The organism is Bradyrhizobium sp. 170 (genome assembly GCF_023101085.1).
Classification (GTDB): Bacteria; Pseudomonadota; Alphaproteobacteria; order Rhizobiales; family Xanthobacteraceae; genus Bradyrhizobium.
Map to the genome: position 1 here is coordinate 5536755 of NZ_CP064703.1, position 24468 is coordinate 5561222.

Here is a 24468-nt window from a genome sequence, read left to right on the forward strand (position 1 = left end):
GTCACAACCCCGATGCGATCAGATCTTGAAGTTCTTCTGCATCGAACTCGCGTTCGATCAGCCTGATCACGATCCGCGCGAACTGGGCGAGTTCCGGATGAACGAACAGATCCGAAATCTGTATCGACACGCCGAGATCCTGCGACACCCGGCTGAGCAGCCGCACCGCGAGCAATGAGTGCCCACCGAGCTCGAAGAAGTGGTCGTTGCGCCCGATCTGGCTGACGCCAAGCAGTTCGGCCCAGATCGTCGCCAGCGCGATCTCGATTTCGTCCTCGGGCGCCGCATAGAAGCGACGTGCCACGTCCTCGTGTGGTGACGGCAACGCCCGCCGATCGATCTTGCCATTCGGGGTCAGCGGCAATTGCTCGAGCACGACGATTGTCGATGGAACCATGTAGTCCGGAAGAACAGCCGATAACGCATCGCGCAGCGCCGGACCGTCGAGCGCCGCCTCGCCGCTCGCATAAGCGATCAACTGACGTCCCGCCCTGGCCTCGCGTGTCACCGCGACGGCGGAGCGCACGCCGCGCTGCTCGAGCAAGCGCGCTTCGATCTCTCCCAATTCGATCCGGAAGCCGCGGATCTTCACCTGATGGTCCGCGCGTCCGACATACTCGATCACACCGTCAGCCCGCCATCGCGCCAGATCGCCGGTCCGGTACAGCCGTGCGCCGTTGCTGCCGAACGGATCCGGAATGAACCGTTCCGCCGTCAGTGCGCTGCGCCTCAAATAGCCCCGCGCCAGCCCCACGCCACCGATGAACAGCTCGCCCGTTACGCCGGTGGGCACCATGTTGAGGTCAGCGTCGAGAATATAGGCGGACCGAAGACCAACGGGCCGTCCGATCGGTGCGTGTTGTCCCGGCGTCAACGCGGCGTCGTCGACAATCCACGCCGTCGGCGCAATCACCGTCTCGGTTGGGCCATAGGCATTGATCAGGCGATCGACTTTGGCTGCCCGGCGAAACGCCTTGATTCCGGCATCCGACCAGGCTTCGCCGCCCACGATGCAGACCCTCAGCGAAAGGTTGCGGCCGCTGTGCCGCAACGCTTCGCTCAACTGGTCGGCGTAGGCCGGAGGCAGAAAGAGCGTTGTGACCGAATTTCTCTCGATTTCGCCGACGAGGTCGTCGATCAGCAGGCCCGGCCTGGAGGGCAGGACGAGCGATCCGCCCGTCATCAACGGCACCAGCCATCGTTCGTGGGCGATATCGAAATTGATCGAAGCCGACTGGAATTCGCGGTCACGCGAGTTCATGCCGTACAGCCGGCCGATCGCTTCGCAATGCATGGCGAGCGGCCCGTGCGAGACCGCCACGCCCTTCGGCGTTCCAGTCGAACCCGACGTGTAGATCACATAGGCCAGGCTGTCCGGGTGGATCTCGACATCGAGGTTACTCGCGTCGTCGCCGACGCGCCACTGCTGCGACTCGTCGAGGCGCAAGGCCTCGATCCCGGTTTCGCGCAGCACCGGCGCGAAACGCTGGAGCAGCGCGCTTTGCGTCAATACCAGCCTCGTCGCACTGTCGCGCAGCGTGTGGGCGAGGCGCTCGGCTGGATAGTCCGGATCGAGCGGAAGATAGGCGCCGCCTGCTTTCAGGACGGCCAGCAGCGCGACCATCATGTCCGGGCTGCGCGCCAGCGCCAGACCGACCAGGCGATCCGGACCAATGCCCCAGCGACGAAGGCGTCGCGCCAGCCGGTTCGCCCGAGCGTTCAGCTCACCATAGCTGACGGACTCATCGCCCCATGTCAATGCAACGGCAGAAGGCGCCTGCGCGGCCCGCGCCTCGATATGCCCGACGACGCCGGCATAAGAAGACGACCTCGGTGCCGCCAAAGCCGCTGCGTCGCTCCAGTCCAGAATTCGCCTTGCTTCGTCATTGTCGAACAATCCGAGATCGCCCAGCGACCGCTCTGAATTGACCGCGATCTGCTCCAGCAATCCGTACAAGCCGTCTCGCAGGCGCAGGATCCCGGCTCCGTCGAAACGAGCCCGGTCGTAATTGAACTCCAGATTGAGCGCATCCGCTCCGGCGAACACAGCGACTGCCAGCGCATAGTTCGTGGGTGTGACGTGTTCCACGCGCCCCAGCCGCGGGCCGCCCTCCCCCGTTCGCCGCAACGCCTCGTCGATCGGGTAGTTTTCGAACACCAGGATACTATCGAACAGGGTCTGCCCGGCATAACCGGCGAGGCGCTGGATCTCGTACAGCGGCGTCCAGCCATGCTCGCGCAAAGCCAGGTTCTGCTCCTGCAATTGGCGCAGCCAATCGCCGACACTGGCTTCCGGAGTTGTCGCATCGACGATCGGCAGCGTGTTGATGAACAGGCCGACCATCTCCTCGGAGCCCGCCAGTTCCGCTGGCCGGCCCGATACGGTCACCCCGAAACAGATTGCACCCTGCCTCGAATGCCGCCGCAACAACTGCGCCCACGCCCCCTGAATGAGCGTGTTGAGCGTCACCCGCTCCCGCTTCGCAAATGCCTTCAGCCGTTCGGTCAACTCCGCGCTCACCGCAAGCGCGATGCTGGCATGACCTGCGGCCTCCGGCGCCGTGTCGTTCGATACCAGCGCATTCGCCAGCAACGTCGGCACGTCCAGCTTTGCCAACGCATCACGCCAGAATGTGGCTGCCGCGGCATGATCGCGGCCCTGCAGCCACGCGATGTAGTCGCGATAATTGCCCTGCACCGCCGGCAGCGCGCTGCCGCTTACGTGCTGCACCACTTCCGCGATCAGCCGCGCCGAGCTCCAGCCATCGATAAAAATGTGATGATGGGTCCAGATCAGCCAGTGACGCTTGTCATCGAGACGGATCAAACGCACCCGCTGCAACGGCGGTCGCGAGACATCAAAGCCATTTTCGCGTTCACGCCGTGATACTTCCGCCAGCGCGGCATCCAGCTCAGCGCGTTCGCCGCTGTGTTCCAGCGCCGCCGCCCGATCGCGCCAATCCTCTTCGACGAATGGCACCGCCACATGACGGTACACCACCTGCTGCGCCGAGCCCGGCAGGTGCTGCCAAACAAAGCCGGTCCGCAACGCCGCATGCCGGTCGCTCACCGCCTGCCACGCAGCTCTGAGCTTGCCGGCATCGAAGCCAAACACTTCGAGACCGACCTGGTTTACATAGACATCGTCAACACCATCGCGGAGCGCGTGGAACAGCATGCCCTGCTGCATTGGTGAAAGCGGATAGATGTCTTCGATACCGCGCAGATCCAGAGCAGTCCCCAGCCGGTCGAGACCGGCCTGGCCGAGGCCGGACAACGCAACGTCGGACGGTGTGAGGCCGGACGCGCCACTGCAGCAATGCACCACCAGTTCGCGCAGAGCGGTCTCATACAGTCGCGCCAGCCGTTCGATCGTTTCCCGCCGATAGCGCTTGCGCCCGTATCCGAAGGACAGCCGCAGACGTCCCTCACGCACCTGACCGGTGATGTTCAGCCAGCCCCGGAGGCGAGCGGCACCATTCCGTGACGGGCCTGAACTCTCCGGGGCGAAGTCAAAGAGCGAGGAAGCACCCACGCTGCCATCGAACCGGCCGAGATAGTTGAAGACGATCTGCGGCTCTGCCAACTGCGCCAGAGCGTTGCGTTGCTGTTCGGAGCCGAGATAGCGCAACACGCCATAGCCAAGTCCGCGGGTCGGGACGGCGCGGAGCTTTTCCTTAACCGCTTTGATCAGGGACGCGTCGTCGCTTGATCCGCCATTGAGCCGCACCGGGAAAGCCGTCGTAAACCAGCCCACCGTGCGGGAAATATCCGCCCCGGGGAAAATGTCCTCGCGGCCGTGGCCCTCGAGCTCGATCGAGAGATCGTCGAGCTGGCACCAGCGCGAGACGGCGCGCGCAAGGCTCGCCAGCATCAGATCGTTGACTTGCGTCCGATAGGCGGATGGCGCTTCCTGCAGCAGTTTCGACGTCAATTCGCCATCGAAGATCAGGGACACCTCGTCGCCGTCACCGACAAGATCGGAGCCACCATGATCGTCATCGCAAGGCAGGCCTGGTCCCGCCCCGCACGTGAGCCAGAACGGCAATTCGTCTGCGAGCTCCTGCGTTCTCGCATAGGAATGCAACCGCTCTCCCCACGACGCATAGGATTCGCTCTTCGGCGGCAGCGTCACGATAGCGACGCTCTGCTTGAATTGACCGTAGGCCGAGGACAGGTCTTCCAACAGGACCCGCCACGACACACCGTCAACAACCAGATGATGGGTCGCGATCAGGAGCCGCTGGCTGCCATCCGCCAGATCCATTGCCACCGCACGCAGCAACGGACCCGACGGCAGCGACAGGCTTTCCTGTGCAGCAGAAGCGATCGCCGTGACCTGGGCCGCGTCGCTCACGTCAGCGCGAACCCAAAGCAATTCCGATGGCGCCGGCGCTGCGCCATATTCCGCCCGCCACGTGCAGTCCACCTGTTCGAACCGCAAGCGCAACGCATCGTGATGATCCACGATCGCCGCGAGCGCGCGTCGCAGCACCTCCCAGTCCAGCCGCGACTGAGGAACCAGCAGCACGGCCTGGTTCCAGTGATTCCGGTTGCCGGCGTCGTCATCGAAAAAGCGGGTCTGGATCGGCAGCAGGCGATGCATGCCGGCTACCCGATCACTCTCGACGAATATCTCCGCCTTCGATTTCTCTTTCCTTGCGGCGGGCACGGCCGTGATGGCCGCGACGGTTGCCAGGCGCGCCACGGTTTGCTGTCCGAACACCTGTTTCGGCGTCAGACGAATGCCGCGCTTGCGCAACCGCGCGATGATCTGCAGGCTGAGAATTGAATCGCCGCCGAGTTCAAAGAAATTGTCGTTGTGGCCGATCTGTTCCCGACCGAGTACCTCGCGCCAGACCGCGGCGATCGCCTCCTCGGTCTCTCCCTCAGGCGCCGCGTAGTTCGCGACAGCCGTGTCTTGATCCGGCTGGGGCAGCGCCTTGCGATCCACCTTGCCGTTTGGCGTAAGTGGCAAGCGCTCCAGCAAAATGACACGCGACGGCACCATATATTCCGGCACGACGGCAGCCAGTTGCTGCCTGATCACGTCCGCCTTCGGCGTCAAGCCGGACAATGGCACGCAATAGGCAACGAGTTCCTGGCGTTCGGCGCCGGCTCCGATGGCGCGGGCCATGACCACCGCATCATCGATCTCGTGCAATGCCTTGATCGCGCGCGCCACCTCGCCAAGCTCGATGCGATAGCCACGCAACTTGATCTGATCGTCCCCGCGGCCGAGAAACACCAGCCGGCCCGACTGATCGCCGCGCACAAGATCCCCGGTCCTGTAGAGCCGCTCTCCGGCCGGCCCAAACGGACTGGGGACAAAGCGTTCGGCGGTCAGGCCAGGCTGGCCACGATAGCCCCGCGCCAGCCCGGCGCCTCCGATATAGAGTTCTCCGGCGACGCCGATTGGCACCTCGGTCAGCGCGTCGTCCAGCACATGGGCGCGCAGATTGGCGAGCGGCAAGCCAATGGGAACTGAACCTGCCTCGCGTGCGAGTTCGCATTCATGGGTAACCGCACCGACCGTCGTTTCCGTCGGTCCATAGTGGTTCAGAATCCGGCATTGCGGCCGTAATTGATGGATTTCGTTCAACAGCGCCACGTCGCAGGCCTCGCCGCCAAGGATAAGGACATCGCGGGGCAGGAGATCGGCCGAGCGGGACGCCTGCAGCAGCCCTCGCAAATGGCTGGGTACGATCTTGAGAATACCGACTTCGCCGTCCCGCATCGCGTGCGCGAAGGAATCCGCATCGAATACCGCTTCCGGCGGAAGCAGATGCAACGTCACTCCAGACGCAAGTGCACTGAACAGCACGGTGTGACCCAGATCGGCCGCAACGGTCGAAACCATCGCCATGCTTGTCATTGGCGACGGATGCACGCGCTGCAGCAGGCCCTGGACATAATTGGCCAGCGCGCCGTGCGAGACGGCGACACCCTTTGGCGTCCCGGTCGATCCCGACGTATAGATCACGTAGGCGGTCTGCGCCGGATGGATCACGCTGTCCGGAACCGCGCTCCACAATTCCTCGGAGGTAGCTTCGGCGTCCGCATCGAACACAAGGCAATCGAGCGTAAGCGCCTCGGCCAGCTTCTCACGGGCCGCCACCACGATTTCGATGCCCCCGTCCGTCAGGATGCCCCGCACCCGCTCCAGCGGCCATTTCGGATCGAGCGGCACATAGGCTCCGCCGGCCTTGAGCACGCCAAGCACCGCCGCAACGAAAGCCGGCGAGCGCTCGATCCAGAGTCCAACCGGCGTTTCCCGTGTCACGCCCTTGGCGGCGAGCATGCGCGCGATACTGTCCGACTTCCGCTCGAGGTCCGCGTAAGTCAATGTCTCGCTGCCGCATTGAATGGCAACCGCTGCCTGGCGATCGGCCGTCGATGCGCGATGAAGGCTGACCACATCGGTGAATCGAAACGCAGCTGTCTGGCTTGGCAAGACCTGCCGGTTCGCCTCGTCGATAACGAAGTTCGATACAAGGCGTTCTGCGTCTTCCGCGATCTGGCGGAGCAACGAGCCGAACTGTGTCGCCAGTCGCGAGATTGTTGCCCAGTCGAAAAGATCGGTGGCGTAGTTGAAGGTCGCCCTCATGTCGTCGGCGCCGTCAACGATGTCGAGCGCGAGATCGAAATGAGAACCCGCGAGGTCCAGGATGCGGGTCTCGGCAGCAAGTCCATCGACGCCATCAAATCCGCCGGGCGCCATCATGTAATTGAACTTCGCCTGGAACAGCGGGTTGTGACCGCCGCTGCGTTCGGGCCGCAGACCGTCGACAAGCATTTCGAACGGAAGATCCTGATGGGACAGCGCCTCGATCACCGCTTCCTTGACCTGCTGGAGCAGGTCCGGGAAAGTCGCGCCGTCAACGATCTCCGCACGCAGCACCAGCGTATTGACGAAGCATCCAATCAGGCGTTCGAGCTGCGCGTGACGGCGTCCGGCCACCGGAACACCGACACGCAGATCGTTCTGACCCGCATAACGATACAGAAGCGCCTGATAGGCACCGAGCAGCAGCATGAAGACGCTCGCGCGGTGTTGGCCGGCGATCTCCCTGAGCCGGGCGGCCAGCGCGCCGTCGATCGTAAGGCGAATCGTATCCCCGCCATGACTTTGCGCCGCCGACCGCGGCCGATCATGCGGCAGAGCCAGCACCGGGTGCGTGTCGCCCAGCTTCGTACGCCAGTAGGCGAGTTGCCGGTCTCCCTCACCTCCCGCGAGCCAGTTTCGTTGCCAGGCGGCATAATCCGCATACTGAATCATCGGTACCGGCGGCCGACCGAAATCCTCCCGGATGAAGCTGCGATAGAGCCCGGCCAGCTCTTCGAGCATCACATTGAGTGACCACCCATCGACGACGATGTGATGGGCAAGCAGCAGCAGTTCGTGTTCCTCGTCCCCGCGCTGAAGCAGGGTCGCCCGCAACAGAGGACCGTTGACGAGATCGAACGGTTTGCCGAGTTCGGACCGCGTGAACTCCGCGGCATGTTCGGCGCGATCGCGCGCGGGATATCCGCGGAGGTCTTCGTACCGAATACCGACGCTCATGGCATCGTGAATGACCTGCTCTCCGCGACCTTCTTTCGCGACAAACGTGGTGCGCAGCACCTCGTGGCGCTGAACGATTTCCGCAACCGCCCGCGACAAGACCGCATGATCGAGCTTTCCTTTCAGCCGGATCGTGCTCGCAACCGTGTACGCCGTCCCGCCGGGGTCCATATTCCAGAGAAACCACAGCCGTTCCTGCTCATGGGACAAGGTTACTCGATCGGCCGGCGCGGCCCGCTGGATCGGCGGGAGAGTCCGTCCCGCTCCTTCATGCACCAGGATATCGACCCGGCCTGCGAGGGCTGCGAGCGTCGGCGTGTCGAAGAAGCTGCGCAGCTCCTGTTCGACACCGAAACGTTCGCGGATCGCGGCGGCGATTTGCCCGGCCGTGATCGAATTTCCGCCCAATACGAAAAAATCATCCTCTCGATGAACGGCCTGCACGCCGAGCGCATCGCGCCAGATCGACGCCAGGGCGCGTTCGGTATCGCTTGCGGGTGCCGTCAGCGGGACGCCATCGCGGCTGCGCCCTCTTTCGAAGACCATGAAACTGTCCAGCGTGTTGTCGGCCCAACGCGCGCGGCACGCCGAGCGCTGCAGCTTCCCGCTGGTCGTCAGCGGCATTCCCTGCGGATTCAACAGAATGATGACAGCCGGATATTCCTGCGCCTGCCGAAGCACGGCCTCGCCGATTGCGTGGGCGAGTGCTTCCGGATCTCTACGCTTGAGAACGGTACGGCTGAACTCGGCTGCGACGCCGATACTCTCCCGTCCATCGATCTCGACAGCAAAAGCGGCCACGCGCCCGCTGCGGACAGAGTTGACATCGGCTTCGACTGCCTGCTCGACATCCGTCGGATAGACGTTCTGCCCGCGAACGATCAGCAAATCCTTGAGCCGGCCGGTCACGACCAGCGTACCATCCTGAATAAAGCCGAGATCTCCGGTACGGAGCCAACGTACGCCGTCGCGCTCGACGAATGCCTTGTCGGTAGCTTCCGGGTTATTCCAATATCCAAGCGCAACGCTGGGACCGGCAACCCAGATTTCGCCGACCTCGTCAGCCTCTGCCGCGGCCGAACCGCCGGTGCGCACTATGCGCGTGGCATGATCGGCAACCGTTTGACCGCAGGCCACCAGGTCGGTGCCTTCGTCGGCGCTTGCAGCACGACCCGCGGCAAGCGCCGCCGTATCAAGGGTATAGCTGACGGTTTCGGTCGATGGGTTACCTGCCGTCACCAGCAGCGTCGCTTCAGCCAGGCCATAGCAGGCGGTCAACGCGAGGTGACTGAAACCGGCACGCTCAAACCGCTCGCCGAATCTCTGAAGCGTGGTTTTGCGAACAAACTCCGAGCCAGAGAATGCGAATCTCCAGCGGCTAAGATCAAGCCGACCGATCGTTTCATCGGAAACGCGGTCGGCGCACAACGCGTAGGCGAAATCAGGCCCACCGCTCAACGTGCCGCCGTGACGATCGATGGCCTCAAGCCAGCGTCGCGGCCGCTCGAGAAAATTGCGCGGCGACATCAGAACGGCGGTAAAGCCCGTGAATAGTGGATTCAGCAGTCCACCGATCAATCCCATATCGTGATAAAGCGGCAGCCAGCTGACGAAGACATCATCGAGCGTTCCTTCGACAGCCGCCTGGATAGCACGTTCATTGGCGGTCAAATTGCCGTGGGAGACACAAACTCCCTTTGGTTGGGACGTTGATCCGGACGTGTACTGCAAGAAGGCGACAGCATCCGCCGCGGGCCTCGTCTCTCGCCACTCCGCAGCGAGTTCGGGCGGGATCGCATCCACTGCAATAATCTGGACGTCGGCCTGTTCGGGAAGCGCTCCTTCTACAATGGCGCACAGAGCGGCTTCCGTCAGAATGAAACGAGGCGTCGCGTCGCGCAAAATTCCGTTGAGACGCCCTGCGTAACGATCGGCGCTACCCTCCGGTGGATACGCCGGAACAGCGATTACTTCCGAATACAGACACGCATAGAATGCCACGGCATAGTCAAGTCCGCTTGGCAGAAGAATCACCGCCCGCTCGCCCGCGCCGCCCAATTGCTGCAACTGGGCTGCAACGGACCGAATCCGGGCGTCGAGCGCGGCAAACGTCAGCTCATCAGCAACATTATCTCCTTCGAGGAAGCGCAACGCCACCCGATCCGGACGCAACATGGCATGATCGCGCAGCCGTTCGACGAGATTGTCCTTGTGCATTCGCTTGAGAATCCAGTTTCGGATGCGATCGAAATCCCGCCGCGGGTCGATCAGCTCTGCCGATGAGCCTCGGCCATGGCGACGATCACCTTGCGCGCCCCCTTGAACGGTGCGCGCGCGTGAGCAGTGAGCATGTTGTCGAGCATGACGACATCGCCGGCCTGCCAGGGAAAGCTGATCTTGTGCGTCTTCAACACGTTGCGCACGGTGGACAGCGTTGCGTCGTCGATCGGTGACCCGTCGCCGTAGAACACGTTGCGCGGCAGGTCGACCTCGTCGCCGACGACGTCGAGCAAGCTCTCACGCACCTCCGGCTCAAGATTTGAGACGTGAAACAAATGGGCCTGATTGAACCAGACCCAGTCCCCCGTTACCGGGTGACGCGCCGTGCCCTGGCAAATCTGGCGCGTGCGAAGCTCACCGTCGTCCTTCCATTCGCAGTCGATGTCATGCCGGGCGCAATAGGCCTCGACCTCCGACCTGGAATCGGTGCCGAACACCTGCTGCCAGTCGACATCGAGGCCGTTGCCGTAGTTACGCACATACATCACGCCCTTCTCGGCAAAACGCTCCCGAATGGCCAGCGGCATATCGCGATGGATTGCGCGGCTGTCGGCTATCGGCGTCTCGCCGCCCTCCTGCGCCGGCTGCATACAATAGAACCAGATCTTCATCGGCCAATCGCGGGTATAGGCCTGCTCGTTATGCAGCGGAATATGCTGGTGCGGCGGGTATTCGGTGGACGTGTAAACACCCGAAGTGACCTGCGAGCGCGGCGTCGATCCGAACTCGTAGCTGAGCAGTGGATGACCGAAATCAGCCGCGAAAGCCCGAAACGCGTCGGGGCCATCGAGAGAGAAGTCGCGAAACACGATGCCGCCGCAATCGGTCAAGTGCCGATCGATGGTGTCGCGCAGCATCGGAAGCGCTGCGCCGAGCGGCCGACCGGCTTTATCGGCCTTGAGCAACAACGGAAGGCTCTTGCCCTCAACGAGTGGCAGGACGGAGAATGCGCTCATGATCCTTGCTCCAATGCGAACCAATCGATCGTCCCGATTGCCGGGCCAAGGCCGATCCGATCAGGTCGAGCAGCTCGGCTTGTTGTGTGTGAATGAAGAAGTGATGTCCCGGCAGCACGTCGAGCGTAAACCCCGCCGAGGTCTCCCGCCGCCAGGCATGCAGCGATTCGCGGCTGGTCTCGTCGTCAACGCCGCCGAAGACGTGCACGGGACACGGCAACGGATACCGCGGCCGATAGGTATAGGCGCCGCACATCAGGAAATCGGCGCGGAGCACCGGCAATGCCGACCGCATGAGCTCGGCATTCGACAGTGCTTCGTCCGGCGTGCCTTGCAGGTTGCGCAGTTCCTCCAGCAATGCGTCGTCGCTCAACGGCAGGCGCCATATGCTGCCATCGCGAACAGACGGCGCCTCGGCGCCTGACGCAAAGAGAACGGCTGGCGCGGGCGCGCCGCGATCGAGCAGACTGTGCGTGAGTTCGAACGCAATCAGCGCACCGAGGCTGTGTCCAAACAGCGCATACGGACCATCAAGCCGAGTATGAATCTCCGCGGCGAGCTGCGATGCGAGCGCTCGGGGATCGGTCGCCAATGGCTCGTCCATGCGCGCGCCGCGTCCCGGCCACTCGACCGGCCGGACATCGATCCATGTGGGCAGCAGCCTGCGCCATCGCGCATAGAACATGGCGCTGCCGCCGGAGTAAGGCAGACAAAAGAGCCGCATCGGAAGACAGGACTCCGTTTATCAAGCCGATTTTTGCGGAGGCGCCGTTTCGTCCATGAATTTGCGAAGCGTCAACGGACGCATGTCGGTCCACACCTGCTCGATGTGATCCAGGCATTCTTTCTTGGTGCCGGTCTTGCCGACCGCCTTCCAGCCGTCTGGAATGTCCTTGAACGTCGGCCAGATGGAATATTGCTCTTCGTGATTGATAACGACGGTGAAGGTGACGTCGTCTCTGTCGAACACCATCATGGCTCGGCCCCTTTCAGAAAACGAAAGCAATGGCGTTTGACTAGGTCAGAAGCAAATGATGGTCAAAGCAATATCGGCGACGAAGTTTTTAATAGCTCCAAGGTGGCGATAGCGCGACACGATGCAACCTCCGCGCTTGCGGGAAAACGCGCATGACAAGTCACTGATTCGAAAAACGATACGCAGTTTCTTGCAATTCTAATTTGTGAGATCGGAACAATTTTCGATTTTCGAAATCGCACAGTCTACGTCCGGATTATTTTCATCACATTGACATCAGTTTCGATGTGCGCGCATGCGACAAGCATTGGAAACAAAAATGCCGCCGCAGGACAGGATCTGTGGCGGCACAATTGTCTGAAGGAGTGCAGCGGCGGCGCTCAGAAATTGAACGTCGTAGACAAGAGATAGGTGCGCGGGGCAGCAAGCGTGATTACGCCGCTATAGGCCGAGGCCCAGTAAGCTTCGTTGAAGACGTTCTCGATGTTGGCGCGGATCACGATCGGCTTTCCGTTCCAAGGCGACGTAAAGGTGTATCGCGCTCCGATATCGACCCTCGTCCATTCCGGAAGCGTGAGGGTGTTGGTTACGTTGACATACTGCGAACTGGTATAAATGACCCTTCCCGTGAGCGTCAGGTCACGCATGAACGGCGTATCCCACTCCGCACCGATATTGGCGGTGACAGCGGGAACGCCAACCGCAGTCCTGCCGTCTGTCGCTCCGTTATTGGCCGTCCTGACCTGCTTGCCATCGATCAAGGCCAGGCCACCGAGCAACCGGATCGCGGGTGTGATCTCGCCGAATACGTTGAGTTCGACGCCACGATTGCGCTGCTCGCCATTGAGAAGTTGGACGCTACCAACCGCAATGATGCTTGGTTGCGTAATATCGAACACGCTCATGGTCGTCGTCAGACGACCCGTATCGATTTTCACGCCCGCTTCAGCCTGTTTGGTCTGGCCGGGAGGGAACACGGTCCCGATATTGGTGAACCCGGCACCCACGACATGCGGTGTCTGGAGTCCTTCGATATAGTTTGCGTACAGCGAGATGTTCTCGACCGGCTTCAACACGAGAGCATAAGCCGGGGTCCATACGGACATATCTGTCTCCGGCCTGCTCAGACCGGGCGTGAGATAATTCGTCACCTCGCTGCCAGCCGTCTGACGACGAACTCCGACCGTCAGCTGAATACGCTTGTTGAGCAGCGACATGGTGTCGGAAACGCCGACGCTTGTGATATTCACGTTGGTTAGCTGATTGGCGGACAATGTCGTGAAATTGGGCTTGGGAATATTGGTCGGATCGGTGTAGAGGTTCCAGAAAATTATGTCGGCTAGAGGACTAGCCGACCGCGTCCAGATCTTCTGGTTATAGGTTCGGTCGTTGATGGAGTAGTTGATGTTGAACGCGTGATTGACGGGACCCGTGTCCACGTTTGCACGAATGCCAGTCTCACCCGCGAGCGTCTCGAACGTCTCCTTGCCGGCGAACGGCCGCGACCACAGACCTCCCAACTGGAATGCCCCCGGAGGGGACGTTAACGCGCCCGGCGCGACATTGGAGATGTTGGGCGAAGGATAGGCATAGTTGATATTGCTGTCGTGATAACCAAACGACGCATAGGCGGTTATCCAGTCGTTGACATCCACCTCGCCTTTTACGGTCGAGAAGAAGTCCGTCGGTGCGTAATAGGCCCAAGGAACCTGGAAATTGTGTCCGGCTTTCGGTGGAGGAGGAATAAGCGTTGTTGTTGCGGGAATGTTAAAGAAACGCATGGGCGGATTCAGATTGTCCGCCTGGTAGCCGAGATCGACCGCCAAGCGCGCGTTCTCGCCCCGATAATCAAGGCCGAGAACAACGTTGCCGAATTCGTCGGTCTGACGGTTCCATGGCGTGTTGCCGTTGGAGTAGGTGCTGTTCAGCCGAACGCCCCACTCCTTGTGCTCGCCATAACGCCGGCTGACGTCGATATTCCCACCGAACTGCGATTTGGAAACGTAAGTGCTCGTCAGCCGTGTAATGTCGATGTCGGGAGCATGCTTGGTGATGAGGTTGACGCTGCCGCCGACGGCACCGCCGCTCGCAACACCGGTACCGCCAGTAGTCATGCCGTTGAGCACAGCGCTCGGGCCCTTCAGGACTTCGACACGCTCGATAAAATTCGCCCCGATGGAATAGTACGGCGCGATTCCATATAGGCCGTTCAGCCCATAATCGCCACTGTCGAGATAAAAACCCCGAACAAACAGACTGTCGGCGCCGCCGCCCGCTGCCTGAATGACCCTCACCGAGGGATCATTCATCAGCACGTCGCGGATCGTGCGCGCCTGTTGATTCGCGATCAATTCCGCCGTGTAGCTCGTCTGGTTAAACGGCGTATCCATCACACTGCGGTTGCCGAGAAGGCCAAGACTACCGCCCGTCGCCACCTGTCCGCCGGCGTAGGCAGGCGGCACCGTGCCGACCGTGCCGGTCGAAGGCACTACATATGGAACGGGCTCGACCCTGCGAGGAGCCGGCGCGGCGACACGGCGCTGCACGCGTGACGTGGACGTTTGCGATCTTTGTACCGCTGGCCGCGCTCGCTGCTGGCTTGGAGCATCGACCGTGACGGGCGGCAAGTTCTGCGCGAACGCTTTCTGACTGCTCGCAAAGTCCAGAGAGAGAGCAAGGTAGCTCACCGCTCCCAGCGAAACAGCGCGCACAACATTTCTGGCCGCGACTTGATACGTCATACTTCCACCCCAAAGCCCACAAGCAGGTCACGGGGCTCGTTCTAACTTCGCAAGTGGAAACAGCGAGTAGAAGCCATCTAAGGTAACGGTGCGCGCGCACAACAGATTGCTTCAGTGGCGATGAAGCAACACCGCGCTTTCTAATCGTTCTAAATTAACGCGCTGAAATTTTTAAGCGTTCTAAATTTGCAAATCACACGCGAAGTCGAATGAAGCGATCGACCGAATCGCGACGCGTTTTTCCTGCGAGCTCGCAACATCAGGAATCGATACGCGGCTCTCGAAACGTCGCTCAATGGCGGGACGTTCGTTATCGAACGGTCAGCCTGATGCCTCACTGCACGCCATCTCAACCCAACAGATTGCGCAACGCGCGGGTGAAGACTCGCGAGCCGACTTCGATCAATTCGTCCGGAAAATCATAGTCCGGCTCATGCAGGCCGGGGTGCTGAACGCCCGCCCCGAGGAAAAACATCGCGGCTTTTGACCGGTAGTTGAACCGTCCAAAATCCTCCGATCCCCGCAGCGGAAGTCCCTGCCCGGAATAGTGCACGCTTTCTGCATCCAGCGCGTTCCTGAGATGGGCGACAGCCTCCGCGTCATTCATGCAATGATTGAACACGTCGCGATAAGTGATCTCCGCCCTCAGGCCTTCGCTTTCCGCTACGCTTTGGACCAGGCTTTCGGCCTGCGTGCGAAGGGCGTCCATCTTCGAATCAGTCAGCGTCCTGAGCGTCACCCAGACTTCGGCATGGCCGGGTGAGATGCCAAACGCGGGTTCTCCCAATCTCGCATGGGTGACCGTGACCATCGAGAACCCTTCGTCGAGCACTCCGCCCCGTCCAAGCGCGTTGATCTCGCCCAACAGTCTGGCGATTGCTGCTTGCGGCGAAACACCGAGTTCGGGGCTGGATGCATGTGCGGTTCGTCCGGACAATACGATCTGCATGCCGCGTGACGCGCAATTGACCAAACCCTCGGCGACCGCGACCTGCCCAAGGGGAAGTCCCGGCAAATTGTGCAGCGAGAAAACAAAATCGGGCCGCACCTGCTCAAATCTCTTGTCGGCGAGCACGGCAGCCGCGCCGGATCCGTCCTCCTCGGCCGGCTGGAATAGCAGCACAGCCCGGCCGCGACACGGACGCTGTCGGCTCAAGCCACGCGCCACCGCGGCCAAAATAGTCATGTGACCGTCGTGACCGCAAAGATGCGCTTTTCCGGGTACCAACGACCGATACGGCAGTTCCGAGATTTCCTGAATCGGCAATCCGTCCAACTCGGCCCGAAGCATGATCGTCGGACCGGAATTCTCGCCTTGATAGATTCCGAGAACGCCATGCCCACCCAGTCCCGTGATAACCTGATCGGCACCTGTGGCTCGGAGAACCGCTTGCACTGCCTGCGCAGTCTTCTCTTCGTGTCCGGATAATTCGGGTCGGCTGTGGAGTTCCTGTCGCCACACGGCAAGCTCAGACAGTTCGTGCTCAGCCAAAAACGTGCTCTTGCTCATAACGCTCAGTTCAGTAGGCCCGGAATTTGGGCATTGCTGATGACATCACCTGCCAACAGGAACGTGTCGTAAGGCGGGAACCTGATCATTATCACCACTCGCGTCGCAAGTAGAACGATCGCTTCGGGTACCGTCGATTTTGAATCAATCAAAATTTGGCATCGAACCGAGCTTAGAACAGTTTGAAAGAACCATCGGAAGCGATTCAAACGGCTCGCCGAGCTCGCTCGAAAACCCAGTCATCGGAGCAACAAGCCGAACGACCCCTCATCATTAGAAACGTTCCAAGTCTTTCCTTTAACGCACACACACGTACGAGTTGTGATGATTTGACGCAGTCGCGCTTTTTTGCGACCAGACCTAGAAGCAATCCAATTCAGCCCTGCCCACGGTGTCGAAGGTAAGTCTGTCTCATGGTCCAGATAAAGAGCGCAGCCGCCAAACCTGAATCAGTTTTACCGGATCGGATCATTCAGTTGACGGAAAATGCGCCGTACGCACCATTGGTTGTACGGTGCGTCGCCGACCGTGCTGCGTTCTTGCCGGAAATACTATCGTTGCACACAAAGCAGGAGCTTTCGGAAATACCCGGGCTTGGAAAGGCATCGATCGCAACGATCGAGGCCTGGCTGGCTCAGCATGGGCGCAGGTTGCGAATGCCAGGCGAAAGCCTCGATACCGTCATTTGCCATTTTGGCGCCCGACGCAAGTACGGCGGCGAGCACAAGCTGGGAGCCCGCCTTCAATCCGACGGCGTCGATGTCAGCGATCACCGACCGTGAACATGACAGGATTTCCGAAGCAGACGGCAGGATCAACGTAGACGGCTGCGTCGAACCCAACCGCCATGCACGAGGTTGGCAGGGATCGCGCACATCATTGCTCATGCACGTCCGGCCGCCTGCATGGCGCGCAAGTCAGCAGACGGGATAACTTGTGTTGTCGCTGCCAGCGCGGCCTGCAGTGCCTCGACATCCGCGCGCAGATCCGGCTTCCAGCCGCAGGGACAACCGCCCTCACAACGATGCTGATCGGCGACTTCCCTGTAGACGGTTCCGAGAGCCGACGCGGCGAGACTCATCACCGTCATGGGCGACAGCTGGGTAGTGCGAAGGACATCGCAGAAGGCTGTCATGATGGACCGATGCATCTCCGCGCCGGCAGATTCGCTATCAGTAACTGGTTGCATGACTGCTAGTGTCCCCTTACTCGTTTGCGCCAGCGCCAAGGGATCGATACGCCCTGATGTGACGGCCATCAAGCCATCGTCTGCGTTCAATAGTTTGAATGGCTCGAAACTGGGAAACAACCAGCCCGACTGCGTGACGCTTACTTCGGTTTGGCCGGCGCGGGTCCAGTCAGAACGATGTTTGGATCTCCCGGTGCCCACGCCATCTTCTAATCAATTGATAGAATCAAACACTCGCTCCTCTGAGAGGGCCCGGATCAGGCCAAATGGCAGGCGACGAGATGCTCGCCTGACCGCAGCGGAGCCGAAGCGACCATCCGACGGCACCTGGAAAGGTCGCGCGGCGTATGGGGTGACAGGCACAACACAGCGCAGGCGGCAAGAGCGAGCGTTCTCGACGAATCCTCCTGATCAGGAAGGCCTTCTCGCTCCCGAACCCATAAGCCCCCTTCTGCGAGGCGGACCGGTTCTCGCGGCATTCCGATCGATTGCAGCCCCTCCGCCGGTTGTCCCCTCCCCGGCACGTTTTCCCCCATCGGCTGATGACTACCAATGTTGAACACTCTCCAACAACGAGGACTGCCATGAGACTGAAAGACAAGATCGCGATCGTGACAGGCGGCGGCTCCGGCTTCGGCGAAGGCACCGTCCGCAAATTCGTCGCCGAAGGCGCCCGCGTCGTCGTGGCCGATCGCGATCAGGCCGCGGCAGAGCGAGTGGCCGGCTTGTTCGGCGATAAAGCCATCGCAGCAGTTGCGGATATCGCCACCGAATCCGGCTTCGCGTCAGTGGTGCAGAAAGCCCATCGGGATTTCGGAGGGCTCGACATCCTCGTCAACAATGCCGGCGTCGGTCACACGCCGCAATCGATCGAAACGGTGACAGACGAAATGTTCGACAGGATCGCCAACGTCAACATGAAGTCCATCTATTACGGCGCCAAGGCCATCGTGCCGCACTTCAAGCAGCAGAAATATGGAGTCGTGCTCAATGTCGCATCCACCGGCGGCGTCAGTCCGCGACCGAACCTGAGCTGGTACAATGCCTCGAAAGGCTGGGTCATCACGGCTACGCGCGCCATGGCCGTGGAGCTTGCGCCGTTCGGTATCCGGGTCAACGCCATCAATCCCGTCGCCGGCGAAACGCCGCTCCTGAAGACCTTCATGGGACAGGACACGCCCGAGATCCGCGCAAAATTCCTGTCGACGATTCCAATCGGCCGCTTCTCCACACCTGAAGACATGGGCAACGCCGCTGCTTTCCCGTGTTCCGACGAGGCAAGCATGATCACGGGCATCGCCATGGAAGTCGACGGTGGCCGCTGCATCTGACGCGATCACGTGGCGAATACCGGCGGCGGAGTCACCGCCGGCATTCGCAGCCGTCAACCATCAGCCGTGATAGATCGAAATCGTCTTGGTCGTTGCAAAGCCGTAGAGGGCTTCAAAGCCCTTCTCGCGGCCGTGGCCCGAACGCTTGACGCCGCCGAACGGCAGCTCGATTCCGCCGCCGGCGCCGTAATTGTTGATGAAGACCTGTCCCGACTGAATGGCGCGCGCCAGGCGGAATTGCCGCCCGCCGTCGTTGGTCCAGATTCCACAGACAAGGCCAAACGGCGTACCGTTCGCCAGATCGATCGCCTGCTGCTCGCCATCGAAGGGCATGATGACCTGGACCGGCCCGAATATCTCTTCCTGCACGAGGCGGTGGTTGGGCGAAACGTCGCGGATCAGCGTCGGCGTGACATAGGCGCCGCCGGCAGGCGCTTCGGGCACGATCGTGCCCTGCGCGGCGAGACGCGCGCCGTCACGCTCGGCCAGGCCGATATACCCTTCGACGATTTCCTTCTGCCGGCGGGAGACCATCGGGCCGACATCCAGGTCGGACAGCGCCGGCCCGACCTTCAGCTTTCGGTAGGCATCGGCCATGCGTGCTGCGACCTCTTCATAGATCGAGCGCTCGACCAGGATGCGCGACGAAGCGGAGCAGGTCTGGCCGGCGTTCTGAATGCCCGCCATCACCAGGAACGGCAGGGCCCGATCGAGATCGGCATCGGCAAAGACCAGTTGGGGCGATTTACCGCCAAGCTCCAGCGTGACCGGCACCGCATTCCGTGCGGCTGCCGCCTGGACCAGCGCGCCAGTCGTCACCGAACCCGTGAAGGAAATGTGATTGATGCCGGGATGGCCGGACAATGCCGCGCCAGCCTCCTCGCCGGTCCCGGTGACAAGGTTGAGCGCGCCGTGCGGCAATCCCGCCTCCTCCGCAATGCGGGCAAACTCAATCACCGTGAGGCAGGCTTCCTCTGCCGGTTTCACGACGGCGGCGTTGCCCATGGCAAGGGCCGCACCGAGGCTGCGTCCGATGATCTGCATCGGATAGTTCCAGGGAATGATATGGGCGGTCACACCGTGAGGCTCATAAAGCGTGATTGCCGTGAATCCCGACCGGTAAGGGATGGTGTCACCGTGAACCTTGTCGGCCGCAGCACCGTAGAATTCGAAGTAGCGCGCCAGCGCCTCGACGTCGGCCCGCGCCTGCTTGAGTGGCTTGCCGACGTCCCGTGCTTCGAGCTCCGCCAGCAAATTGATATTCTTCAGGACGCCCTCGCCGATCCGATGCAGGATGCGACCACGGTCGGTCGCCGACATGCGTCCCCAATCGCCGGCCAGCGCCGCCCGAGCTGCCTGCACCGCGCGATCGACGTCCTCGCTGCCGCTGCGGGCAATGTCGGCAAGATGCGAGCCGTCAGACGGATCCAGGATCTCGAGGCGACGTCCATCGGCGGCATCGATCCAGCGGCCGGCGATGTAGTTGCGGTAAACCCGTTCAGATTTCGACAAGATGCGCTCCAGAGTTTGATCCTGCTGCAAGTCGTGCAGGACGTTTCCGCCAAGTTCGCTGCCACCAAATTCGTTTTCGTTTCCATCAGAAATGCAAGCCGCGTCCCAATGCGCCAGGCGCAGCCTCGTGGATCGCTTCGCTCCGCGTCGGATGGGCGCCGATGGTGCCGGCGATGTCCTCGAGCACCGCCCCCATTTCAATGGCAAGTGCCAGCGACGACGTCAATTCCGAAACTCCCGCCCCCCGCCTGCGCGCCCGCACGAGGTAGTCGTTGGCCCGCGCGACGATCCGCACGAAACCCCCATCATTCATCTGCGTCAGAGCTCGACCATTGGCGGCGAAGGGAAATGTCGCGACCTAGCGCGGCAGCGGCTCGGGAACGTGCAAGGTGAGAGGCAGCACGTTCATGGCGCCGCGCCTTCAGTCTTGCCCGGCGATCGTCCAACGATCTCGACCGAGCGGAGAGTGGGATGCCGTGCAAAGCGGGAGCGGAGAACCGCAGGATCGCGGTCCGGGCTTGCGTCGATGCCGAAGTCGATGGCCGCCCCTCCCTCCACATCAACCATCATCCGGAATTCGATCATCCGCAGCCCAAAGCGCTGCACATCGGCCAGAAGCTGGGACGCCGCGGCAAGCGAATCCGTGGCGATGGCCCTGAAGACGACGGACGAAGCGCGACATGCGGTGGACGGCATTTGCTGATCTCCTCGACAGGACTGTATCGCCGAGTCAGCAGGTGAATTTCCCATTATTTTGTGCGATATTCGTTTTTTGCAGAAGAATCATCTGAGTATGTGGAGATATGTGATGAAATCATCTTCCCCGGTGAAGCCGCGAACGAAGGCGGACCTCGACCTGATCGATCGAAAGATTCTTTCGATCCTCCGCAACGAAGGACGACTGACCGTCAACGAACTGGCCAATCGCGTCGGACTGTCGTCTTCGCCATGCTGGTCGCGGGTCAGACACCTGGAGGAGATCGGCGTGATCAAGCATTACTCGGCGGTCATCGACCACGTCGCCATCGGCCTGAAGGATATCGTCTTCATCGAAGTCACGCTGGACAAGCACGACGACAAGGTGCTCTCCCGGTTCGGCGACGCCCTTGCAAGAATCCCGGAAGTTATCGAGGCCAATCTCGTCACCGGCGAATACGACTATCTGGTCAAGGCAGCGGTCGCCGACACCACGCACTACGAGCGCTTTCTTCGGGAGAAGCTCTACCGGATTCAAGGCATCCGGCACACGCGGTCGACCTTTTCGCTGCGGACGCTGAAGCTCGTGATTTCCGCCGATCCGCTGCTCGTCAATGCGAGTGTTTAGCCAGCCTCCACCGCAAGGGCGACAGGCCGGTGTGCAAAATCGCAGAATTGTCGGCGAGGAAGCGTTACCGACCCACGCCGGCCGAGGCTGTGCCCGCGTTGCCTGGATCGCAACTGCGCCTGGCCACTGCGTAGCAGCCAGGCGCCGGATCCTGCCTTCTCGCCGTCACTTCTTGACGGCGAACACCCAAACGACGCCGCCCTGCGGCACGTTATTCTCCAGGCCGGGGACCTTGCCCACCAGAGCGTCCTGGATGCGCTGCGCGTCGACGCCCCAGCCCGACTGCACGGCGATATACTGCGTGCCGTCCACCTCATAGGCGATCGGCATGCCCACGATCCCGGAGTTGGTCTTTTGCTCCCAAAGCAGTTCACCGGTCTTGGCATGGAAGGCGCGGAACATCCGGTCATTGGTGCCGCCGACAAAGATGAGGTCGCCGGCGGTAGCGGTCACCGAACCGAACAGTTGTGACTTCGGGAAATTGTGCGACCAGGCCTTCTTGCCTGTGGCCGGATCCCACGCCTGCAGTTCGCCAAAGTGGGTAGCGCCGGGACGGGGCGTCAAGCCGATATCCTCGGCCTTGGTGCCGAGCCAAAGCTGGCCGGGAACCAACGGCAATTTCTCGCCGGTGAAGCCGCCGCAGAAATTCTCGTTGGCCGGAACGTAGACCAATCCGGTTTTCTGGCTATACGCCGCCGACGGCCAATCCTTGCCGCCCCACAATGACGGACAGAATTCAACCCGCTTGCCGACGCCCGGCTTGTGGGCGGGATCGGCAATCGGCTTGCCGTTGGGATCGATACTCTTCCAGACGTTGGTATAAACGAAAGGCCAGCCGGCGACGTATTTGATGCCCTCCGGCTTGCGCTCGAGCACCCAGAAGATCGCGTTGCGGCCGGGATGAACCAGGCTCTTGATGGTGCGGCCGTCCCTTTGCAGGTCGATCAGCATGGGGGCGTCCACCTCGTCCCAGTCCCAGGAATCGTTTTGATGGTACTGGAAGTATGATTTGATCTTGCCGCTTTCGGGATCGAGCGCGAGCACCGATGTCGAGTAGAGATTGTCGCCGGGGTGCGTTTCGCCCGGCCAGGGCGCGGCGTTGCCGGTGCCCCAATAGATTGTTCTGGTGTCCACATCGTAAGTGCCTGTCATCCAGGCAGGCGCGCCCCCCGTTTTCCAGTCGTCGCCGCTCCACGTGTCATGGCCGGGCTCGCCCGGGCCAGGAATGGTGAAGGTTCGCCACAGCTCCTTGCCCGTATCGGCATCGTAGGCAACGATATAACCGCGGATGCCGAATTCGCCGCCGGAACCGCCGACGATCACCTTGCCGTCGACGACCAGCGGCATGAGGGTCAGATACTGCCCCTTCTTGTAGTCCTGAACCTTGGTGTCCCAGACCACTTTGCCGGTCTTGGCATCGAGCGCTACCAGATGGTCGTCCGTCGTGGCGAGGTACAGCTTATCCTGCCACAGACCCACGCCGCGGTTGGTCGGGTGCAGCTGAAAGAGGTCCTCGGGAAGCCGGCGTTTGTATCGCCAGTACTCGTCGCCGGTCTTGGCGTTGAGCGCAATCACCTGCCCCTCCGGCGTTGAGACGAACATCACGCCATTGTTGATGATCGGCGGCGCCTGGTGTCCCTCGACCACACCGGTCGAGAATGTCCACGCCGGCGTCAGGCTTTTCACGTTCGAGGTGTTGATCTGGTCGAGCGTGCTGTATCCTTGGCCGTCATAGGTCCGGCGATAATGCATCCAGTTGCCGGGTTCGGGATTCTTGAGTCGTTCGGCGGTTACCGGGCTGTAGTTCTCGATCGGGCCGGCGGCAGCGATCGAAACGAGGCATGTGGACGCGAGCAAACCCGACAAAAGCCATTGCTTCAAGGCCATAGCGCAACCTCCCCTTTGTTTTCATCTCACGAATTCTGTTTTGTCCTTGTCGTGGATCGACGGCCGGCGGCCGTCACCTGGCCTGCTGCGCACCTACCTTTCCAACAAATGTTGCGGCGACTGTCAGCGGGCCGTCGTCCGCCACCAACGGAAGCGCCGGCAGACGCCGGGGCGCCGGCCCGAACACAACTTGCGCGCCTTGCCTGGGGTCAAATTCCGAATTGTGGCAAACGCATTTGAAGACGTCCTTGTCGCCGCCTGCCGCCTTCACCCATGCCGTGATCGGACAGCCGGTGTGGACGCAGATGGCCGAATAGGCCACGACGCCGCCGGCAGCGCGGGAGCGCGTCTCTTCATCCAGCTCAGCCGGATCCAGTTTTACAACGAGCACCTCATTCAGGCGCGAGCCCTTGCGGACAACTGATGTCTTGGGATCCTTTGGCCAGGCGCGCACCGGCGGTCCACCGGCTTTCAGATCTTGCGGCTTGATCACCTCGCCCGCACGGTCCCCTTCGGCGAAAACCAGAACGTCGGCTTTCTGGGGTCGCTCGTTGCTGCCCGGTGCATCTTCCTCGGCAATGGAGGACTTTGGCGACGCAAGGCAGGCCCCGGTGGCGAGAGCCGTCAGGATGAGCGCGCGCCGCGTCGGATCCTGACACATCGCTGTCGCGAGTTCCGCGTCTGTGCTTGTGATCGACGTTGTGGGCTGATCGGATTTGCACATCACGCAAACTGATGGAGGGAGTCGGTCAAAAAAAAGGCGACGAACAAAATTGTCTTTTGCGCAATTCCTCCTCCAGTTGCATCAGCGATTCCAGGAAAAGCCAGCAATAATGGGTGTCCATTGCATGTCACGCGATCGTAACTGCCGACTAGCGCATCATGCATATTTCGCAGAACAGCTCAGCCTTCCGCAGTGTGCGGTGCGTTATCGCGCGTGCGGTCAAGATCGAGAATTGCAAGAGTCGTCGCGAAGCGCTCGGCGAACGCCGGTGTCCGTGGCGCGCAAATGGTAAAGACTGTGCAGCGCCGGGCGACATGGAAGAGACGAATCCCTGCATCGTGTCATGACAACGATGTTCAAGTTTAACGACAATTTGTTTTGCTGTTTCGCTGCGTCAGCGTTACTGACCAAATGCAATTCTTTGCCGATGCCCCGCTTTCGCCAAACATGCGGACGCAAATGGAGAACACCCTT

Annotated in this window: 14 protein-coding genes and 1 pseudogene; 3 read left to right on the plus strand and 12 right to left on the minus strand. The window is 61.3% G+C overall.

Features of this window, described 5'->3' with window-relative positions:
* Window position 1: 1 nt before the first annotated feature.
* The 6 genes from IVB05_RS25760 to IVB05_RS25785 all read right to left on the minus strand — a co-directional run bounded on the left by IVB05_RS25760 (window position 2) and on the right by IVB05_RS25785 (window position 16027).
* Complete coding sequence (locus tag IVB05_RS25760; RefSeq protein ID WP_247778738.1) at window positions 2–9781, minus strand: non-ribosomal peptide synthetase; 9780 nt, start codon at window positions 9779–9781, stop codon at window positions 2–4.
* 50 nt (window positions 9782–9831) lie between these two features.
* Complete coding sequence (locus tag IVB05_RS25765; RefSeq protein WP_247778739.1) at window positions 9832–10800, minus strand: TauD/TfdA family dioxygenase; 969 nt, start codon at window positions 10798–10800, stop codon at window positions 9832–9834.
* A complete protein-coding gene (locus IVB05_RS25770) occupies window positions 10769–11524 on the minus strand; it encodes an alpha/beta fold hydrolase (protein ID WP_247778740.1) in 756 nt (251 codons plus the stop codon). Before IVB05_RS25770 ends, IVB05_RS25765 begins: the two co-directional genes overlap by 32 nt.
* A gap of 21 nt (window positions 11525–11545) precedes the next feature.
* Complete coding sequence (locus tag IVB05_RS25775; RefSeq protein WP_247778741.1) at window positions 11546–11776, minus strand: MbtH family protein; 231 nt, start codon at window positions 11774–11776, stop codon at window positions 11546–11548.
* A 380-nt stretch (window positions 11777–12156) separates the two neighbouring features.
* Entirely contained in the window at window positions 12157–14517 is a 2361-nt protein-coding gene (locus IVB05_RS25780; RefSeq protein ID WP_247778742.1) for a TonB-dependent receptor, read from the minus strand.
* 349 nt (window positions 14518–14866) lie between these two features.
* The gene (locus IVB05_RS25785; protein ID WP_247778744.1) at window positions 14867–16027 is read right to left on the minus strand and encodes an amidohydrolase; all 1161 of its coding nucleotides are present in this window, start codon (window positions 16025–16027) and stop codon (window positions 14867–14869) included.
* Window positions 16028–16440: 413 nt separating this feature from the next.
* On the opposite strand from IVB05_RS25785, the gene IVB05_RS25790 reads away from it, so the two are divergent.
* Entirely contained in the window at window positions 16441–16809 is a 369-nt protein-coding gene (locus IVB05_RS25790; protein ID WP_247778745.1) for a hypothetical protein, read from the plus strand.
* Window positions 16810–16910: 101 nt separating this feature from the next.
* Here IVB05_RS25790 and IVB05_RS25795 read toward each other — a convergent pair whose 3' ends face one another.
* Complete coding sequence (locus IVB05_RS25795; RefSeq protein WP_247778746.1) at window positions 16911–17417, minus strand: hypothetical protein; 507 nt, start codon at window positions 17415–17417, stop codon at window positions 16911–16913.
* Between the two features lie 383 nt (window positions 17418–17800).
* On the opposite strand from IVB05_RS25795, the gene IVB05_RS25800 reads away from it, so the two are divergent.
* Window positions 17801–18547 (plus strand): glucose 1-dehydrogenase, encoded by a 747-nt coding sequence (locus tag IVB05_RS25800; RefSeq protein ID WP_247778747.1) that lies wholly within the window; start codon window positions 17801–17803, stop codon window positions 18545–18547.
* Between the two features lie 60 nt (window positions 18548–18607).
* Here IVB05_RS25800 and IVB05_RS25805 read toward each other — a convergent pair whose 3' ends face one another.
* The 3 genes and pseudogenes from IVB05_RS25805 to IVB05_RS25815 form a co-directional block, all read right to left on the minus strand.
* Window positions 18608–20059 carry an aldehyde dehydrogenase family protein gene (locus tag IVB05_RS25805; protein WP_247778748.1) on the minus strand — a complete coding sequence of 484 codons (1452 nt, stop codon included), beginning with the start codon at window positions 20057–20059 and terminating at the stop codon, window positions 18608–18610.
* A gap of 85 nt (window positions 20060–20144) precedes the next feature.
* A pseudogene (locus IVB05_RS25810) lies at window positions 20145–20414 on the minus strand (dihydrolipoyl dehydrogenase); the annotation flags it as partial.
* A 50-nt stretch (window positions 20415–20464) separates the two neighbouring features.
* Entirely contained in the window at window positions 20465–20755 is a 291-nt protein-coding gene (locus tag IVB05_RS25815; RefSeq protein WP_247778749.1) for a hypothetical protein, read from the minus strand.
* Window positions 20756–20867: 112 nt separating this feature from the next.
* On the opposite strand from IVB05_RS25815, the gene IVB05_RS25820 reads away from it, so the two are divergent.
* Window positions 20868–21383, plus strand: coding sequence for an Lrp/AsnC family transcriptional regulator (locus IVB05_RS25820; protein ID WP_247778750.1), 516 nt, complete (start codon window positions 20868–20870; stop codon window positions 21381–21383).
* A 165-nt stretch (window positions 21384–21548) separates the two neighbouring features.
* On the opposite strand, the gene IVB05_RS25825 is transcribed toward IVB05_RS25820, so the two are convergent.
* On the minus strand, window positions 21549–23270 hold the full coding sequence (locus IVB05_RS25825; RefSeq protein ID WP_247778751.1) for a methanol/ethanol family PQQ-dependent dehydrogenase: 1722 nt from the start codon (window positions 23268–23270) through the stop codon (window positions 21549–21551).
* A gap of 73 nt (window positions 23271–23343) precedes the next feature.
* Window positions 23344–23931, minus strand: a complete 588-nt coding sequence (locus IVB05_RS25830) for a Rieske 2Fe-2S domain-containing protein (protein ID WP_247778752.1) — start codon at window positions 23929–23931, stop codon at window positions 23344–23346.
* Between the last annotated feature and the right edge of the window lie 537 nt (window positions 23932–24468).

Excerpts from the sequence above, each read along its gene's own strand:
- IVB05_RS25760 (WP_247778738.1), bottom strand. The coding sequence starts at position 9,781 with ATGCACAAGGACAATCTCGTCGAACGGCTGCGCGATCATGCCATGTTG.
- IVB05_RS25765 (WP_247778739.1), bottom strand. The coding sequence starts at position 10,800 with ATGAGCGCATTCTCCGTCCTGCCACTCGTTGAGGGCAAGAGCCTTCCG.
- IVB05_RS25770 (WP_247778740.1), bottom strand. The coding sequence starts at position 11,524 with ATGCGGCTCTTTTGTCTGCCTTACTCCGGCGGCAGCGCCATGTTCTAT.
- IVB05_RS25775 (WP_247778741.1), bottom strand. The coding sequence starts at position 11,776 with ATGATGGTGTTCGACAGAGACGACGTCACCTTCACCGTCGTTATCAAT.
- IVB05_RS25780 (WP_247778742.1), bottom strand. The coding sequence starts at position 14,517 with ATGACGTATCAAGTCGCGGCCAGAAATGTTGTGCGCGCTGTTTCGCTG.
- IVB05_RS25785 (WP_247778744.1), bottom strand. The coding sequence starts at position 16,027 with ATGAGCAAGAGCACGTTTTTGGCTGAGCACGAACTGTCTGAGCTTGCC.
- IVB05_RS25790 (WP_247778745.1), top strand. The coding sequence starts at position 16,441 with ATGGTCCAGATAAAGAGCGCAGCCGCCAAACCTGAATCAGTTTTACCG.
- IVB05_RS25800 (WP_247778747.1), top strand. The coding sequence starts at position 17,801 with ATGAGACTGAAAGACAAGATCGCGATCGTGACAGGCGGCGGCTCCGGC.
- IVB05_RS25815 (WP_247778749.1), bottom strand. The coding sequence starts at position 20,755 with ATGCCGTCCACCGCATGTCGCGCTTCGTCCGTCGTCTTCAGGGCCATC.
- IVB05_RS25820 (WP_247778750.1), top strand. The coding sequence starts at position 20,868 with ATGAAATCATCTTCCCCGGTGAAGCCGCGAACGAAGGCGGACCTCGAC.
- IVB05_RS25825 (WP_247778751.1), bottom strand. The coding sequence starts at position 23,270 with ATGGCCTTGAAGCAATGGCTTTTGTCGGGTTTGCTCGCGTCCACATGC.
- IVB05_RS25830 (WP_247778752.1), bottom strand. The coding sequence starts at position 23,931 with ATGTGTCAGGATCCGACGCGGCGCGCGCTCATCCTGACGGCTCTCGCC.